Origin of the sequence: Amycolatopsis sp. NPDC049691, assembly GCF_040675005.1 — a bacterium.
Classification (GTDB): Bacteria; Actinomycetota; Actinomycetes; order Mycobacteriales; family Pseudonocardiaceae; genus Amycolatopsis.
In genome coordinates this window covers 1-15,727 of record NZ_JBFANX010000019.1, presented here as the reverse complement: position 1 = coordinate 15,727, position 15,727 = coordinate 1, and the positions used below count along the sequence as shown (strand labels likewise).

Here is a 15,727-nt window from a genome sequence, read left to right as displayed (position 1 = left end):
GTCAAGAGATTCCGAGTTCTCGGTCGATCGCCGCGAACATCTCGTCGTCGGTCGCCGTGTCGAGTTCGAGGTCTTCGTCCTCGGCTTCGCCGGCTTCGTCCCACTTCCACAGCAGCTTCCGCAGCCGCGCGGTGACCAGTTCGGCCGGAAGGGCCGCCAGCGCGGCCTCGATCCGGTCCAGCTCATCGGTGGCTGTCTCTTCGACGACGAGCCCGGCGAGCAGGTGTTTCGCGACGGCGGCCGGGGTCGGGTAGTCGAAGACCAGCGTCGCGGGCAGCTTCAGGCCGGTCGCCGCCCCGAGCCGGTTGCGCAGGTCGAGCGCGGTCAGGGAGTCGAACCCGAGTTCCTTCAGCGTCTGCGTGGGCCGGACGGCGTCCCGGCCGGGGAACCCGAGCACCGTGGCGACCTCGCCGCGGACCAGATCGAGCACCACTCGGTCGCGTTCGCTATCCGACACCGCGCGCAGCCGCGTCGCCAGTTCGCCGCCACTGTCCACAGGGGACTCTTGCTGTGCTTCGGGCAGTTCACGCAGCAGCGGACGCGGCCGCGCCGCGGTGTAGAGCGGGGTGAACTTGACCCAGTCGATGTCGGCGACGACGCTCGCCGGGCTCCCGGTGTCGACCGACGGCTGGATCGCGGTGACCGCCAGTTCGGGCCGCATCATCGGCACCCCGCGCCGGTCCAGCTGCGCGCCGACGCTCTCGTCGACCATGCCGCCGCCGGCCCAGGCGCCCCAGGCGATCGACGTCGCGGGCAGGCCGCGGTCGCGCCGCTGGTGCGCGAGGGCGTCGAGGTACGCGTTCGCGGCTGCGTAACCCGCTTGGCCCGCGTTGCCCCAGACGCCCGCGCCGGAAGAGAACAGGACGAACGCGTCGAGGTCGTCGCACAGCTCGTCAAGATTCTGCGCGCCCCGCACCTTCGCCTCGGCCAGGTGCGCGATGTCGGCCAGGGTCACGGCCGTGAGCGGCCGTTCGACGTCGACCGCGCCCGCGGTGTGGACGACGGCGTTGATCGGCGGCAGGTCAGCGAGCAGCTCGCGCAGCGCCTCGCGGTCCGCGACGTCGCAGGCGGCGACGGTCACCTTGGCCCCGAGCGCGGACAGTTCACCGGTCAGCTCCGCGGCGCCCGGCGCGTGCTCGCCTCGGCGGCTCGTGAGCACCACGTGCTCGACGCCGCCCGCGGCCAGCCAGCGGGCGACGTGCCCGCCGAGCGCGCCCGTGCCGCCGGTGACGAGCGCGGTGCCGCGCGGCCGCCAGCGCGTCCCGGCGGGCGGGGCCGCCGCCGCGCGGACGAGCCGGCGGGCGAACAGCCCGGACGGCCGCAAGGCGACCTGGTCTTCGCCGTCGTGGCCGGTGAGCACGGCCGCGAGCCGGCCGGCCGTCGTGGCGTCCGCCACCGGGGGCAGGTCGACGAGGCCGCCCCAGCGATCGGGCTGGTCGAGCCCGAGGATGCCGCCGAGGCCCCACGCCATGGCCTGGGTGGGATTGACCAGCGGCTCGCCCGGGTCGACCGAGACCGCGCCGCGGGTGGCGAACCACAGCGGGGCGGTGACGCCCGCGTCGGCCAGCGCCTGGGTGAGCACGACGTTGGCGGCGAGCCCGGCGGGGAGCACCGGGTGGTCGGGATACGGGTCGTCGTCGAGCGCCAGAAAGGAAACGACGCCGGTCGGCGGCGCTTCGGCGGCCAGGAGAACCGCCAGCCCGGACCGGTCCTCAGTGGACACTTCGAGCACGCGGACGTCCGGACCGAGCAGCTCCCGCGCGGCCAGCCCGGCGGGGACCACGGCGAGCCAGCCGGCGTCGAGGCTCGTCGCCCGCGGCGTGGCCACGGGGCTCCACCGGACGTCGTACCGCAGATCGTCCACAGCGGACCGGACGACCGGTGTCGCCGACCGCGGTTCGAGCCAGAACCGCCGCCGCTGGAAGGGATAGGTCGGCAACGGGACCGTGCGCTTGACCGGGTAGCGGACCGACCAGTCGACGTCGTGGCCGTGCGCCCACAGCTGGGCCAGGGAGGTCAGGAACCGCCGGAGATCCCCCGCGTTGCGCCGCAGGGTCCCGACGACGGCGGCCGCGTCCGTGGCCTCGTCGAGGGTTTCCTCGATGCCCGCGCCGAGCACCGGGTGCGGGCTGACCTCGACGAAGAACCGGTGCCCGGCTTCGACGAGCGCCTTCGTGGCGTCGTGGAACCGGACGGGCCGGCGCAGGTTGCGGTACCAGTACCCGGCGTCCAGCGTGGCCGTGTCGATCGGCGAGCCGGTGACGCCGGAGAGGTACGTGATCGACGACGACCGGGGCCGGATCGCGGCGAGGACTTCACGCAGCTCGGCCTCGATCGCCTCGACCGCGGCCGAGTGGGAGGCGTAGTCCACCGGGATGCGGCGGACCCGCAGCTCGCCGGCGGCCGCGAGCAGCGCCTCGATGGCCTCGGCTTCGCCGGAGACGACGACCGAACCGGGCCCGTTCACCGCGGCGAGGGAGATCCGGCCGTCGTACGGTTCCAGCAGCGGGGTGATCTCGGCTTCCGGGGCGGCGATCCACGCCATCCCGCCCCGGCCGGCGAGGCCGGCCGCGATCGCCTTGCTGCGCAGGGCGACCACCCTCGCACCGTCCTCGAGCGACAGTCCACCCGCGACCACGGCGGCGGCGATCTCGCCCTGGGAATGCCCGACGACCGCGTCGGGCTCGACCCCGTGCGCCCGCCAGAGCGCCGCGAGCGAGACCATCACCGCCCACGACGCCGGTTGCACGACATCGACCCGGTCCAGGGCCGCCGCGTCGCCCAGGACCTCCGTCAAGGACCAGTCCACGTACGGGGCCAACGCGGCCGCGCACTCCGCGATCCGCTCGGCGAAGACCGGTGACTCGTCGAGCAACCCGGTCGCCATTCCCGCCCACTGCGCGCCCTGACCCGGGAAGACGAACACGGTCTCCCCCGCGGTCCTGGTGGTGACGGGACCGCCGGCGGCCAGCTCGCGCAGCCCGGCCAGGAGCTCGTCCCGATCGCCGACGACCGCGGCCCGGTACTCGAAGGCCGGCCGGGTGTGCACCAGGGACCACCCGACCTCGGCGACGCCGTGCCCGGTCTCCGCCAGCGCCGCCGCCTGCTCGCGGACGGCGGCTTCCGACCGGGCCGACAGCACCCAGGTGCCCACGGTGTCCGGCAGTGCGTCCACCGGGGGCTCTTCCGGTGCCTGTTCCAGGATCACGTGCGCGTTGGTGCCGCTGATGCCGAACGCCGAGATGCCCGCGCGGCGCGGGGCGCCGGTTTCCGGCCACGGCCGGTCCTCGGCCGTCAGCTCGACCACCCCGGCCGACCAGTCCACCTCCGCGGTCGGCTCGTCGAGGTGCAGCGTCCGCGGCAGCACGCCGTGGCGCATCGCCTCGACGACCTTGATCACCCCGGCGACCCCGGACGCGGTCTGGGTGTGCCCGAGGTTCGCCTTCAGCGAGCCGACCAGCAACGGCCGTTCGCGCTCGGGCCCGTACGCGGCGATCAGCGCCTGCGCTTCGATGGGGTCGCCCAGCGGGGTGCCGGTCCCGTGCGCCTCCACGACGTCCACTTCGGACGGCCGGAGCCCGGCCTTGGCCAAGGCGGCGCGGATCACCCGCTGCTGGGACCCGCCGTTGGGGGCGGTCAGGCCGTTCGACGCGCCGTCGGAGTTGACCGCCGACCCGCGCAGGACCGCGAGCACGGGGTGCCCGCGGCGGCGCGCGTCGGACAGGCGCTCGACCAGCAGGACACCGACACCCTCGGCGAGGGCGAACCCGTCCGCGGAAGCGGAGAACGGCTTGCAGCGGCCGTCGGGCGCGAGGCCGCGCTGGCGGCTGAAGCCGAGGAACTGGCTCGGCGTCGACATCACCATCGACGCGCCGGCCAGCGCCATCGAGCACTCCCCCGCCCGCAGCGACTGCGCCGCGAGGTGCAGCGCGACCAGCGACGACGAGCACGCCGTGTCGACCGTGACGGCCGGGCCCTCCAAGCCGAGGACGTAGGCGATCCGGCCGGAAGCGACGCTCGACACCGCGCCGGTGACCAGGTAGTCCTCCCCCTCGGAGCCGCCGCCCGAGCCGTAGGCCTGGTCGGTCAGGCCGACGAACACGCCGGCCGGGGTGCCGTGGAGCGTGGCCGGGTCGATCCCCGCGCGCTCGAACACCTCCCAGCAGACCTCCAGGAGCAGCCGCTGCTGCGGGTCCATGGCCAGCGCTTCCCGCGGGGAAATCCCGAAGAACGCCGGGTCGAACCGGGTGGCGCCGTCGAGGAACCCGCCGTGGCGGACGTAGGTGGTGCCCGGCCGGCTCGCGTCGGCGTCGTAGAGCGAGCCGACGTCCCAGCCGCGGTCGGCGGGCAGGCCGGAGATCGCGTCGACGCCGTCGGACAGCAGCGTCCACAGCTCTTCGGGGGAGGTGACCCCGCCGGGGAAGCGGCAGCCCATCGCGACGATCGCGATCGGGTCGTCCTCGACCGGCCCGGCGTCCACTGTGGACTCCGGCGTCACTTCGCCCAGCAGGAACTCGGTCAGCTTCGCGACCGTGGGGTGGTCGAAGACCAACGTGCTCGGCAGCTTCAGCCCGGTCACCGCGGTCAGCCGGTTGCGCAGCTCGACGGCGGTGAGCGAGTCGAAACCGAGGTCCTTGAACGCGCGTCGGACGTCGACGGCCTCCGGGCTCGCGTGCCCGAGCGCGGCCGCGACCTGCTGCCGGACCACAGTGGACACCAGCTTTTCCCGCTCGGGTCCGGAATGGCCCGCGAGCCAGTCGGACGCCGCGGCGGGTTCTTCGTGGGCTTGCGCTCCGGGCCGCTCGGCGAGCAGCGGGCTCGGCCGGACGGCGGTGAAGACCTCGGCGAACACCGGCCAGTCGATCTCGGCCAGCGCGACGAACGCCTCGTCGTGGTCGAGCGCCTGGCCGAGGCCCGCGAGGGCGGGCTCGGGCTCGATGACCGGGACACCTCGGCGCGCGAGGACGTCGTGCAGGCTTTCGGCGATCATGCCGCCGCCGGCCCACGGGCCCCAGGCCACCGACAGCGCGGTCCGGCCGAGCGCCCGGCGGCGCAGGGCGAAGGCGTCGAGGTAGGCGTTCGACGCGGCGTAGGCGGCGTGGTCGGCGACGCCCCAGACCCCGGAGATCGAGGAGAACAGCACGAACGCGTCCAGTTCGCGGTCGCCGAGCAGGTCGTCGAGGTGCCGCGCGCCGAGCACCTTGGCCCGCAGGACGTCGGCGATCGCGTCCGGGCCGGTGTCGGCGATCGCGGCGAGGGTGCCGACGCCCGCCGCGTGCACGACCGTGCGGAGATCGTCGATGCCTTCGAGGAGTTCGCGGACGGCGTCGCGGTCGGCGACGTCGCAGGCCACGACGCTCAGCCGGGTACCCAGCTCCGCCCGCAGTCCGGCCACGCCGGGGGCGTCGGCGCCGCGGCGGCCGGTCAGGACGACGTGCTCGGCGCCGCGGGCGACGAGCCACCGGGCGAGGTGCCTGCCCAGCGCGCCGGTGCCACCGGTGACCAGCGCCGTGCCGCGCGTCTCCCAGGTCCGGGCCGGTGCCCTGCCCCGCAGGGCGGCCGGGACCAGGCGGCGGGCGAAGACGCCGGACGGCCGGATGGCGACCTGGTCTTCGGGGCCGGCGAGCACGGCGGCCAGCCGCGCGAGCGTTTCGGCGTCCCACGTCCCGGGCAGGTCGACGAGCCCGCCCCAGCGGCCGGGGTGCTCCAGCGCGGCGACGCGCCCGAAGCCCCAGACCGCGGCCTGCTCCGGCTTCGGCGCCGGGTCGGTGTCGAGCGGGGCGACCGCGCCGCTGGTCAGGCACCACAGGGGTGCGTCGATGCCGGCGTCACCGAGTGCCTGGACCAGGACGGTCGCGCGGGTGACCGCGCCGACCGGGTCGTCGCCGGGCGCGGGCAGGGCGAGCACGCCGTCGGGGGTCAGGCCGGTCAGCCGTTCGGCGAGGGCCGCGCGGTCGTCGGTGGCGAGCACCTCGACGACGTCGGCGCCGAGTCCGTCGAGCGCGCCGGGAGCAGAGGTGACGACGAGCCAGGTGCCGGTGAGCGGGGCGGCGGCCGGCTCGGGCAGCGCACGCCAGGCGATGCGGTGGCGCCGGCTGTCCAGATCGGCTTGGCGTCGCCAGCGGGTCAACGCGAGGCGTGCGTCGCGCCACGGCGTGTCTTCGGCGAGGCCGAACGTGTCCTCGTCGAGCGCCGTCCAGAACCCGCTGTCGCCGTCGGGTTCGGCCGCCGGCTCGAGCCAGAACCGCTGCCGCTGGAAGGGATAGGTGGGCAGGCTCACCGTGCGCCGCGGGGGGTGGTGGGCCGACCAGTCGACGTCGTGACCGTGCGCCCACAGCTGGGCGGCCGACAGCAGGAACCGGCGGAGGCCGCCCTCGTTGCGGCGCAGCGTCCCGACGACGGCCGCGTCCAGGGTGTCCTGGAGCGCGCCGCCGAGGACCGGGTGCGGGCTGACCTCGACGAAGAACCGGTGGCCGCGCTCGGCGAGCACGTCGGCGGTCTCGTGGAACAGCACCGGCTGCCGCAGGTTGCGGTACCAGTACCCGGCGTCGAGCGTCGCGGTGTCGACGGGTTCGGCCGTCACGGTCGAGTAGAACGGGATTTCCCCGGTGCGCGGCCGGATCGGGGCCAGCACTTCACGCAGCTCGGCTTCGATCGCTTCCACGTGCGCAGAGTGGGACGCGTAGTCCACGGGGATCAGCCGGGCGCGGAGGCCCTCGCTTTCACAGCGGGCGACCAGGTCCTGCAGCGCGGTGGGGTCTCCGGCCACGACCGTCGAGGACGGGCTGTTGAACGCCGCGATGGAGATCCGGTCGTCCAGCAGGGCTTCGACCCGCTCGGCGTCCGCCGCGATCGACGCCATGCCGCCCTGGCCGGCCAGTCCGGCCGCGATCGCCTTGCTGCGCAGGGCGACCACCCGGGCACCGTCCTCGAGGGACAGTCCACCGGCGACCACGGCCGCGGCGATCTCGCCCTGGGAGTGGCCGACGACCGCGTCCGGCGTGACACCGTAGGACTGCCAGAGCGCGGCCAGCGACACCATCACCGCCCACGACAGCGGCTGCACGACGTCGACCCGATCCAGGTCCGCGTCCCGCAGGGAGAAATCCACAAAGGACTCCAAGGCTGCCTCGCACTCGGCGAACCGTTCCGCGAAAACCGGTGACTCGCCGAGCAGGCCGGCGGCCATGCCGGCCCACTGCGCACCCTGGCCCGGGAAGACGAAGACCGTGCGTCCGACCGGACCGGCGACGCCGGTGACCACCGACGCGCCCGGAGTCCCCGCGGCGATCTCGCGCAGGCCGGTCAGCAGCTCGCCGCGTTCGCCGACCACCGCGGCCCGGTGCTCGAACGCGGTCCGCGTCGCCGCGAGGGACCAGCCGACGTCGGCGACGCCGTGCTCGGTCTCCGCCAACGCCGTCGCCCGGTCCGCGACCGCGGCTTCGGAACGGCCGGATAGCACCCACACGCCCAGGGAATCCTCGACGACGGGGACCGGCTCGGGTTCGGGGACCTGCTCGACGATCACGTGCGCGTTGGTCCCGCTGATGCCGAAGGAGGACACGCCGGCCCGGCGGGGTGCGCCGGTCTCCGGCCACGGCTGCTCCGCCGCGGCCAGGGTCACCGCGCCCGCGGACCAGTCGATCCGGGGGCTCGGCTCGCCGGCGTGCAGGGTGCGCGGGACGACGCCGTGGCGCAGTGCCTGCACCACCTTGATCACGCCGCCGATGCCGGCGGCGGCCTGGGTGTGCCCGAGGTTCGACTTCAGCGAGCCGAGCAGCAGCGGCCGTTCGCGGTCCTGGCCGTAGGTGGCGATGAGTGCCTGGGCTTCGATCGGGTCGCCCAGCGGCGTGCCGGTGCCGTGCGCCTCGACGACGTCCACTTCGGACGGTGCCAGGCCGGCGTCGGCCAGCGCGGCGCGGATCACGCGTTGCTGGGACGGGCCGTTCGGGGCGGTGAGGCCGTTGGACGCGCCGTCGGAGTTGACCGCCGTGCCGCGCACGACGGCGAGCACCGGGTGGCCGTTGCGGCGGGCGTCGGAGAGCCGTTCCACGACCACGACACCGGCGCCCTCGGCCCAGCCGGTGCCGTCGGCGTCGGCCGAGAACGCGCGGCAGCGGCCGTCGCGGGAAAGGCCGCGCTGGCGGCTGAACTCGACGAGCATCCCGGGACCGGCCAGCACGGCCGCGCCGCCCGCCAGCGCGAGCGTGCACTCCCCCGCCCGCAGCGCGCGCACGGCGAGGTGCAGCGCGACCAGCGAGGAGGAGCACGCGGTGTCGACGGTCAGCGCCGGACCTTCCAGGCCGAGGACGTAGGCGATCCGGCCGGAGGCGACGCTGCCGGTCGTGCCGGTGAGCAGGTGCCCGCCTTCGCCGCCTTCGGCCAGCCGCGGGCCGTACTCGGAGTTCGTGGCGCCGACGTAGACGCCGGTGCGGCTGCCCTTCAGGGAGGCCGGGTCGATGCCGGCGTGCTCGAACGCCTCCCACGCGGTTTCCAGGAGCAGCCGCTGCTGGGGGTCCATCGCCAGGGCTTCGCGCGGCGAGATGCCGAAGAAGTCCGCGTCGAATTCGGCGACGTCGGCGAGGAAGCCGCCGTGGCGCGCGTAGGACGTGCCCTGGTGGCCGGGGTCGGGGTCGTAGAGCGCGTCGAGGTCCCAGCCGCGGTCGGTGGGGAGGCCGCCGATGACGTCGCGGCCGTTCTTGACGAGGTCCCACAGGTCGTCGGCCGAGCGCACGCCACCCGGGTAGCGGCAGCTCATCGCGACGATGGCGATCGGCTCGTCTCCGCCGGTCACCTGTGTCTGGTCGGCGTCGGTCGTCCCGGCCAGCATCGCGGCGAGACGGGCCGGGGTCGGATGGTCGAACACCGCGGTGACCGGGACCTTGCGGCCCGTCTCGGCGGACAGGCGCTCGCACAGCTCGACGCCGGTGATCGAGTCGAAGCCGAGGTCCTTGAACGACGCCGTGGGGTCGATCGCCTGCGGGCCGGGGTGGCCGAGGACCAGCGCCGTGTGGGCGCGGACGGTCTCGAGGAGGTCCTGGGTGGGCTGGGGGCGGGCCTCCGCCCCCCGGTCTCCAGTGTATCGGGGGGTACCGACGGTTTCGGTGCTGTCGAGTTCGGTGCTGCCGAGCCAGAAGCGCTCGCGCTGGAAGGCGTACGTCGGCAGGTCCACCGGGTGCGCGCCGGGGAACGTCCAGGCGACGGCGCCGCCTCGGGTCCACAGCTCGGCGACCGACTTCGCGAACCGGGCCGGGCCGCCTTCGCCGCGGCGGAGCGTGCCCACCGCCGCGGCCGGGCGGTCGTGGTCGGCCGCCGTCGCCACCACCCCGGCGACCAGCACCGGGTGGGGGCTGACTTCGGCGAACACGCCGATGCCCGCGTCCAGCGCCGCGCGCACGGCCGGGTCGAACAGCACCGGCTGCCGCAGGTTCGCGAACCAGTGGTCCGCGTCGAGGTGTTCGGTGGCGAGCCGGCCGCCCGCGGTCGACGAGTAGAACGGGATCGCCGACGCCCGCGGCCGGATCCCGGCGATCAGCCGCAGCAGCTCGTCCTTCAGCGGCTCGGCCTGCGCGGAGTGCGAAGCGTAGGCGATCGCGATCCGGCGGGTGCGCACTTCCCGTGCGGTCAGCTCGGCCTGCAGCTCGTCGAGGGCGTCGAGGTCGCCGGAGACCGCCGTGGTGGCCGGGCCGTTGACCGCGCCGACCGACAGCCGGCCGGCGTACGCGGTGAGCAGCTCGGTCACGGCGTCGACCGGCAGGTCGACCGACAGCATGCCGCCGTGGCCCGCCATCCGGCCGGCGAGCAGCTTGGCCCGGAGCGCGACGATCCGCGCCGCGTCTTCCAGCGACAGCGCGTCCGCGACGACGGCGGCCGCCAGCTCGCCCTGGCTGTGCCCGAGCACCGCCGCGGGCTCGACCCCGCGCGCTCGCCACTCGGCGGCCAGAGACACCGCGACCGACCAGAACACCGGCTGCAGCACGTCGGTGCGCTCGAGCGAGGGCGTCCCCCGGCGCAGGACGTCGACGACGTCCCAGTCGAGGTGCGGTGCCAGCGCGGCGGCGCACTCGGCCAGCCGCGCGGCGAACACCGGCGAGGCGTCGAGCAGCTCGGCGGCCATCCCGGCCCACTGCCCGCCCTGGCCGGGGAAGACGAAGGCCACGCGGCCGTCGCTCGTCGCCGCCACGCCCTGCGTGACGCCCAGTCCGTCGGCGACCGCGCGCAGCCCTTCGCGGCCGTCGGCGACCGCGCGGTGCTCGAACGCCGTGCGCCGGTTCGCCAGCGTCCAGCCTATGTCCACAGAGGACAGTTCCGGGTGTTCGTCCACATGCGACAGCAGGCGGCCCGCCTGCGCCCGCAGCGCCGCGGCGGTGCGGGCCGAGAGCAGCCAGGGCGCGGCCGTGTCCGGCGCCGCACGGGGTGGGGTCGGATCGGCCGCTTCGAGGACGACGTGGGCGTTGGTCCCGCCCATCCCGAACGAGCTGACCCCGGCGATCCGGCGGCCGGCCCAGTCCGCGGGCTCGGTCACCACGCGCAGGTTCAGCTCGTCGAGTGGGATCGCCGGGTTCGGTGTCGTGAAGTTGAGGCTCGCGGGCAGCGCGGCGTGCCGCACCGCGAGGACGGTCTTGAGCAGCCCGGCGATCCCCGCCGCGCCTTCCAGGTGGCCGATGTTCGTCTTGACCGAGCCGACCGGCAGCGGCTCGGCCCGCCCGGCGGCGAAGACCCGGCCCAGCGCGGCCGCTTCGATCGGGTCGCCGACCTTCGTGCCGGTCCCGTGCAGCTCGACGTACCCCACGACCGACGGCTCGATCCCGGCGTCGGCATGGGCACTCCGGACCGCGGCGGCCTGCGCGTCGGCGTCCGGGACGGTGAGCCCCTCGCCGGCGCCGTCGTTGGTGACGGCGGTACCGCGGATGACGCCGAGGATCTCGTCGCTGTCGGCCTGCGCCCGCGCCAGCAGTTTGAGGACGACGAGGCCGCCGCCCTCGCCGCGCACGAACCCGTTGGCGCGGGCGTCGAACGTGAAGCACCGCCCGTCCGGCGAAAGCCCGCCGAACTTCGCCGTGGTGACGGCGTTGCCCGGCGCGAAGATCAGGTTGACCCCGCCGGCGAGAGCGACCGGGCACTCGCCGCGGCGCAGGCTCTGCACCGCCAGGTGGACGGCGACGAGCGAGGACGACTGTCCGGAGTCGACGGTGAAGCTCGGGCCGTGCGCGCCGAGGAAGTGGGAGACGCGGTTGCCGAGCAGGCTGCGGTGGACCCCGGTGATGGTGTGGTGGCCGATCGCCCGCGCGTCGCTCGCGTGCACGAGTGCGGCGTAGTCGTCCCACATCGCGCCGACGAACACGCCGGCGGCGCTCCCGCCGAGGGTGGCGGGCACGATCCCGGCGTGTTCCAGCGCTTCCCACGCCAGTTCCAGCACCAGGCGCTGCTGCGGGTCCATCGCGGCGGCCTCGCGCGGCGAGATGCCGAAGAACGCGGCGTCGAACCGGTCGACCGCGTCGAGGAACCCGCCGTGCCGTACCCCGGTTTCCCCGGCGTCCCACCGGTCGGCGGGCACCTCGGTGATCGCGCTGCGGCCATCGGTCAGCAGCCGCCAGAACGCGTCGGGACCGTCCGCGCCCGGAAAGCGGCAGGACAGCCCGACCACGGCGACCGGTTCGCCCGGAGTGCTCGCAAAACCCGTCATCTCACGCTCCATCGGCGGGCGGCTTCCTTCCTGTGACGGCGGCTCGACGTCCACGGCACCACGGGCGCGGCAACGCTGTCCACGACGGACAGGTGAGGTCTAGTGCGGTGCCTAAAGGACTTCAGCGCGCCCAGGTGACGGGGAGGGCGTGCACGCCGTAGTGGAGCATGTCGTCGCGCAGCGGCACCTGGTCCGCCGGCACCGCCGGCCGCAGCTCGGGGAACCGCTCGAACAGCGCCCGGAAACCCACCTGCATGGTGAACCGGGCCAGGTGCTGGCCGATGCACTGGTGCACGCCGTGGCCGAACGCGACGTGGCCCTGGGTCACGCGGCCGAGGTCGAGCCGGTCGGGGTCCGGGAAGCGCTCGGGGTCGCGGTTGGCCACGGGGAGCGCGACGACCACCGTCTCGCCTTCGCGGATCACGTGCTCCCCCAGCTCGACGTCCGCCAGCGCCGCCCGGCTCGCACCCAGGTGCGAGACCGTCAGGTAGCGCAGCAGCTCCTCGACGGCGTTGGGCCACAACGCCGGATCGGCTTGCACCCGCGCCAGCTGCGCACGGTGCTCGAACAGCGCGAAAGTGCCCAGCGCCAGCATGTTCGTCGTGGTGTCGAAGCCGCCGCCGACGAGCGCCCACGCGAGGTTGACCAGCTCGGGCCGGTCGAGTTCGCCGGTGCTCGCCAGCTCGCCGAGCATGTCCTCGCCGGGGTCGTCGAAGGCCGCGTCGACGAGCCGTTCCAGGGTGCCGCCGACGACGGTGATCGCGGCGATCAGCTCGTCCAGGGTGTACCGCATGCGGGCCACGACGTTCAGGTGGTGCAGCAGCTCTTCGCGGTCGGACTCCGGCACGCCGACCAGCTCGCACATCAGCCGGGTCGCCAGCGGCTCGGCGTAGGCGGTGACCAGCTCGGCTTCCGTCCCGTGCGCGGCCATCGCGTCGAGCAGCCCGCCGGCGATGCGTTCGGCGGCCGGGACCAGCTCGCGGGTGCGCCGCACGGTGAAGTACTTCGCGATCAGCTTCCGGTACCGCGCGTGGTCGGCGCCGTCCATCTTCGGGAACGCGCCGGGCGCGGCCGGCTCCGGTTCGTAGGTGTCCATCGGGAACGGCGGCGGCACGGCGAGCGCGACGAGGTCGTTGCGGTGGCTGAACCGGGCGTCGGACAGCACCGCGCGGACGTCGGACAGCCTGGTCACCAGCCAGCCCGTGGCCGGCCCGGGACTGGCCTCGAACGCGAGCGGACCGACCGGCGGCCGCGTCCGGTACTCGTCGGGCGGGTCGAACGGGCAGCTGCGCTTGACGGGCAGCGAAAACGGCTCGGTCACTTCCGGCTCCCTCCGGCCAGCGGCGCGACCCGCGCCTCGATTTCGGCGGCGGCGCGGACCGCCCCGCCGGCGGCGTGCACCTCGCGCCGCATCAGGTCGACGCGCCGGCGCACGGCGTCGTCGCGGTCGACGGCGAGCACCGCGTCCCGGATGCCCGCGGCGGTCACCGTCTCCTTGTCCAGGGACACCCCGAGGCCGAGGCGCCGGATCTGCCGGGCGTTGATGTGCTGCTCCGGGTGGTGCGGCACGGCGATCACGGGGACGCCGAAGTACAGCGCCTCCATCAGGCTGCCCATCCCGCCCTGGCAGAGGAACACCGAGCAGTGCGGAAGGACGTCGGGGTGGGCGACCCAGCGGTGGGCCTCCACATTGGCCGGAAGCGGCCCGAGTGCGGCCGGGTCCACTCGCTTCCCGAGGGTGAGCACCACCTGCCACGGCAGGCCCGCGAACGCCTCGGCGCAGGTGCGGAAGAACTCCGGGCGGTCGTTGACGGTCGTGCCCAGCGTGATCAGCACGACCGGCCGCCCGTCGGCGGGCGGCGTCCACGAACCGGCGGAGCCGCCGACCGACGGCCCGACGAAGGCGAACCGGTCGTCGAAGGTCTGCCCGGCCGGCTGGAACGCCCGCGGCAGGAACACCAGCGTGAACTCGTCGCCGCCGGTGAAGAACTCCGCCAGCGTCAGCGCTCCGAGGCCGTGCCCGGCCAGGTGCTCGCCGAGCCGCGTGACGAACCGGGCGATCGCCGGGTGCGCCGGGTCGACCGGCTCGCCGAAGGTCTGGTTCTCCTTGGTGAGCGAGAAGTGCTCGTTCGACGCGGCCGTGGCCGACAGCTGCACGGTGGGCAGGTTCGCCTTCCGGGCCAGCAGCCGGCCCGGCGCCCACAGCGTCGTGTCGTAGACGAGCAGGTCCGGTGCGGGCAGGCGTTCCACGGCGGGCAGCACGGCCATGCTCTGTTCGAGCAGGTCGAGCGGCGCCCGCGCGGCTTCGTCGGCGTCGGTGATGTCCGGCTGCGCGGTGGACAGGTCGCAGCCGTAGTCCGCGGCGCGGGCACCGGTCGCGGCGACCCGGTCCGCGAACTCACCGGAGGTGAAGCAGGTGACCCGGTGGCCGCGGCGGACCAGTTCGGCGACCACCGGCAGCGCCGGTGTCATGTGCCCGTAGGCCGGGTAGGGCAGGAAGGTGATGTCGCTCATGACCGTTCCTACGCGGCGGGAACGCGCCGGCGCCGGTACCGCTCGATCAGCGAAAGCGCGGGCGAGGTGGCCACCGTGGTCACCAGGGTCATCACCACGAGCATCGCGAACATCGTCGGGCTGATCACCTTGAGGTCGAGCCCGATGTTCAGCACCGCCAGCTCGGTCAGCCCCCGGCAGTTCATCAACGCGCCCAGCGACCACGCGTCCCGCCTGCCGATCCCGGACAGCCGCGCCGCGGCCAGGCTCCCGCCCCACTTGCCCAGCATCGCCACGACGACGATCAGCGCGCACCACAGCCACAGCGTGGGGTCGGCGCCGATCAGGTCGAACTTGGTGCGGAGTCCGGTGTAGACGAAGAACAGCGGCAGCAGCAGGGTCACCGTCAGCGCGTGCATCTGCTCGGTCGCCTGGCGGATCGGCAGCGACCCGCGCGGCGTCACCGCGCCGAAGAGGAACGCGCCGAAGATCGGGTGGATGCCGATGGCGTTGGTGGCCAGCGCGGAGAGCAGCAACCCGGCCAGCAGCACGGACACCACCGCCGTCGTCGGCAGCGCCTTCTGGCCGTGGTCGGTCGGGGCGAACAGCCGGCGCAGCAGTGGCCGTACGACGAACAGCATCAGCGCGAAGAACGCGATCGTGAGCCCGATGGTCAGGCCGGTGGCGGCCAGGGAACCGGCACTGGCGATGGCGACGACGAGCGCGAGCAGGCACCACGCCGTGATGTCGTCGACGGCGGCGCAGCTCAGGGCCAGCGCGGCGATCGGCAGCTTCGTCATCCCGCGGTCGGTGATGATCCGCGCCAGCACGGGGAACGCGGTGATGCTCATCGAAATCGCGAGGAACAGCGAGAACGGCAACCGGTCGACGCCGGCGCCGAGCGTGGGGTGCAGGACGAACGCGAGCAGCACGCCGGACAGGAACGGGATCGCGACGCTCACGTGGCTCACCAGCACCGCGGCCTTGCTGCGGCGGCGGACCAGCTCGACGTCGAGCTCGTAGCCGACCAGGAACATGAAGATGACCAGGCCGATCTGGGCGAACGTGTTGATCGTCGGGGCCAGGGAGTCGGGGAAGATCCAGTGGTAGGCCGCCGGCCACAGCCAGCCGAGGAACGACGGCCCGAGCAGGATGCCCGCGAAGATCTCGCCGATCACCGTCGGCTGCGCGAGCCGCTTCGCGAGCGCCGAGAGCAGCCGGCAGGCCAGGAAGATCACCGGCAGGGCGAACAGCAGCTTGGCCACCGGATCGGGCGCGCCACCCGCGTGCCCGGTCGCCGTCGCGCCGCCGTCCGGGCTGGTGCGCAGCAGGAAGAACGCGATCACGACCGGGACGACCACCATGGCCAGGTAGGAGATCCACGCCCGGCCCCGCGTCCCGGCGGGTGATTCGGGCTCGGCGCTGGTGCGCTCGTCGAGCGATGACATGACTGGCCTCTCCGATCAGGGTGGTCGCCACGCCGTGGGGGGGGGTGTTCAAGGGTTAGTACCAGTCTTTTTCTACCCACCCGGGTGTGGGGGGGCGGGC

Annotated in this window: 4 protein-coding genes; all 4 read right to left on the bottom strand. The window is 74.3% G+C overall.

All coding sequences use genetic code 11. The features are described from left to right. Nucleotide 1: 1 nt before the first annotated feature. The gene (locus AB0J40_RS34620; RefSeq protein ID WP_364461738.1) at nt 2–11,686 is read right to left on the bottom strand and encodes a type I polyketide synthase; all 11,685 of its coding nucleotides are present in this window, start codon (nt 11,684–11,686) and stop codon (nt 2–4) included. A gap of 121 nt (nt 11,687–11,807) precedes the next feature. After that, nucleotides 11,808–13,007 (bottom strand): cytochrome P450, encoded by a 1,200-nt coding sequence (locus AB0J40_RS34615; RefSeq protein WP_364461735.1) that lies wholly within the window; start codon nt 13,005–13,007, stop codon nt 11,808–11,810. Continuing rightward, nucleotides 13,004–14,200, bottom strand: coding sequence for a macrolide family glycosyltransferase (locus AB0J40_RS34610; RefSeq protein ID WP_364461732.1), 1,197 nt, complete (start codon nt 14,198–14,200; stop codon nt 13,004–13,006). The genes AB0J40_RS34615 and AB0J40_RS34610 overlap by 4 nt, the downstream gene beginning before the upstream one ends. An 8-nt stretch (nt 14,201–14,208) precedes the next feature. Continuing rightward, a complete protein-coding gene (locus tag AB0J40_RS34605) occupies nt 14,209–15,627 on the bottom strand; it encodes a cation:proton antiporter (protein ID WP_364461729.1) in 1,419 nt (472 codons plus the stop codon). Nucleotides 15,628–15,727 lie beyond the last annotated feature (100 nt).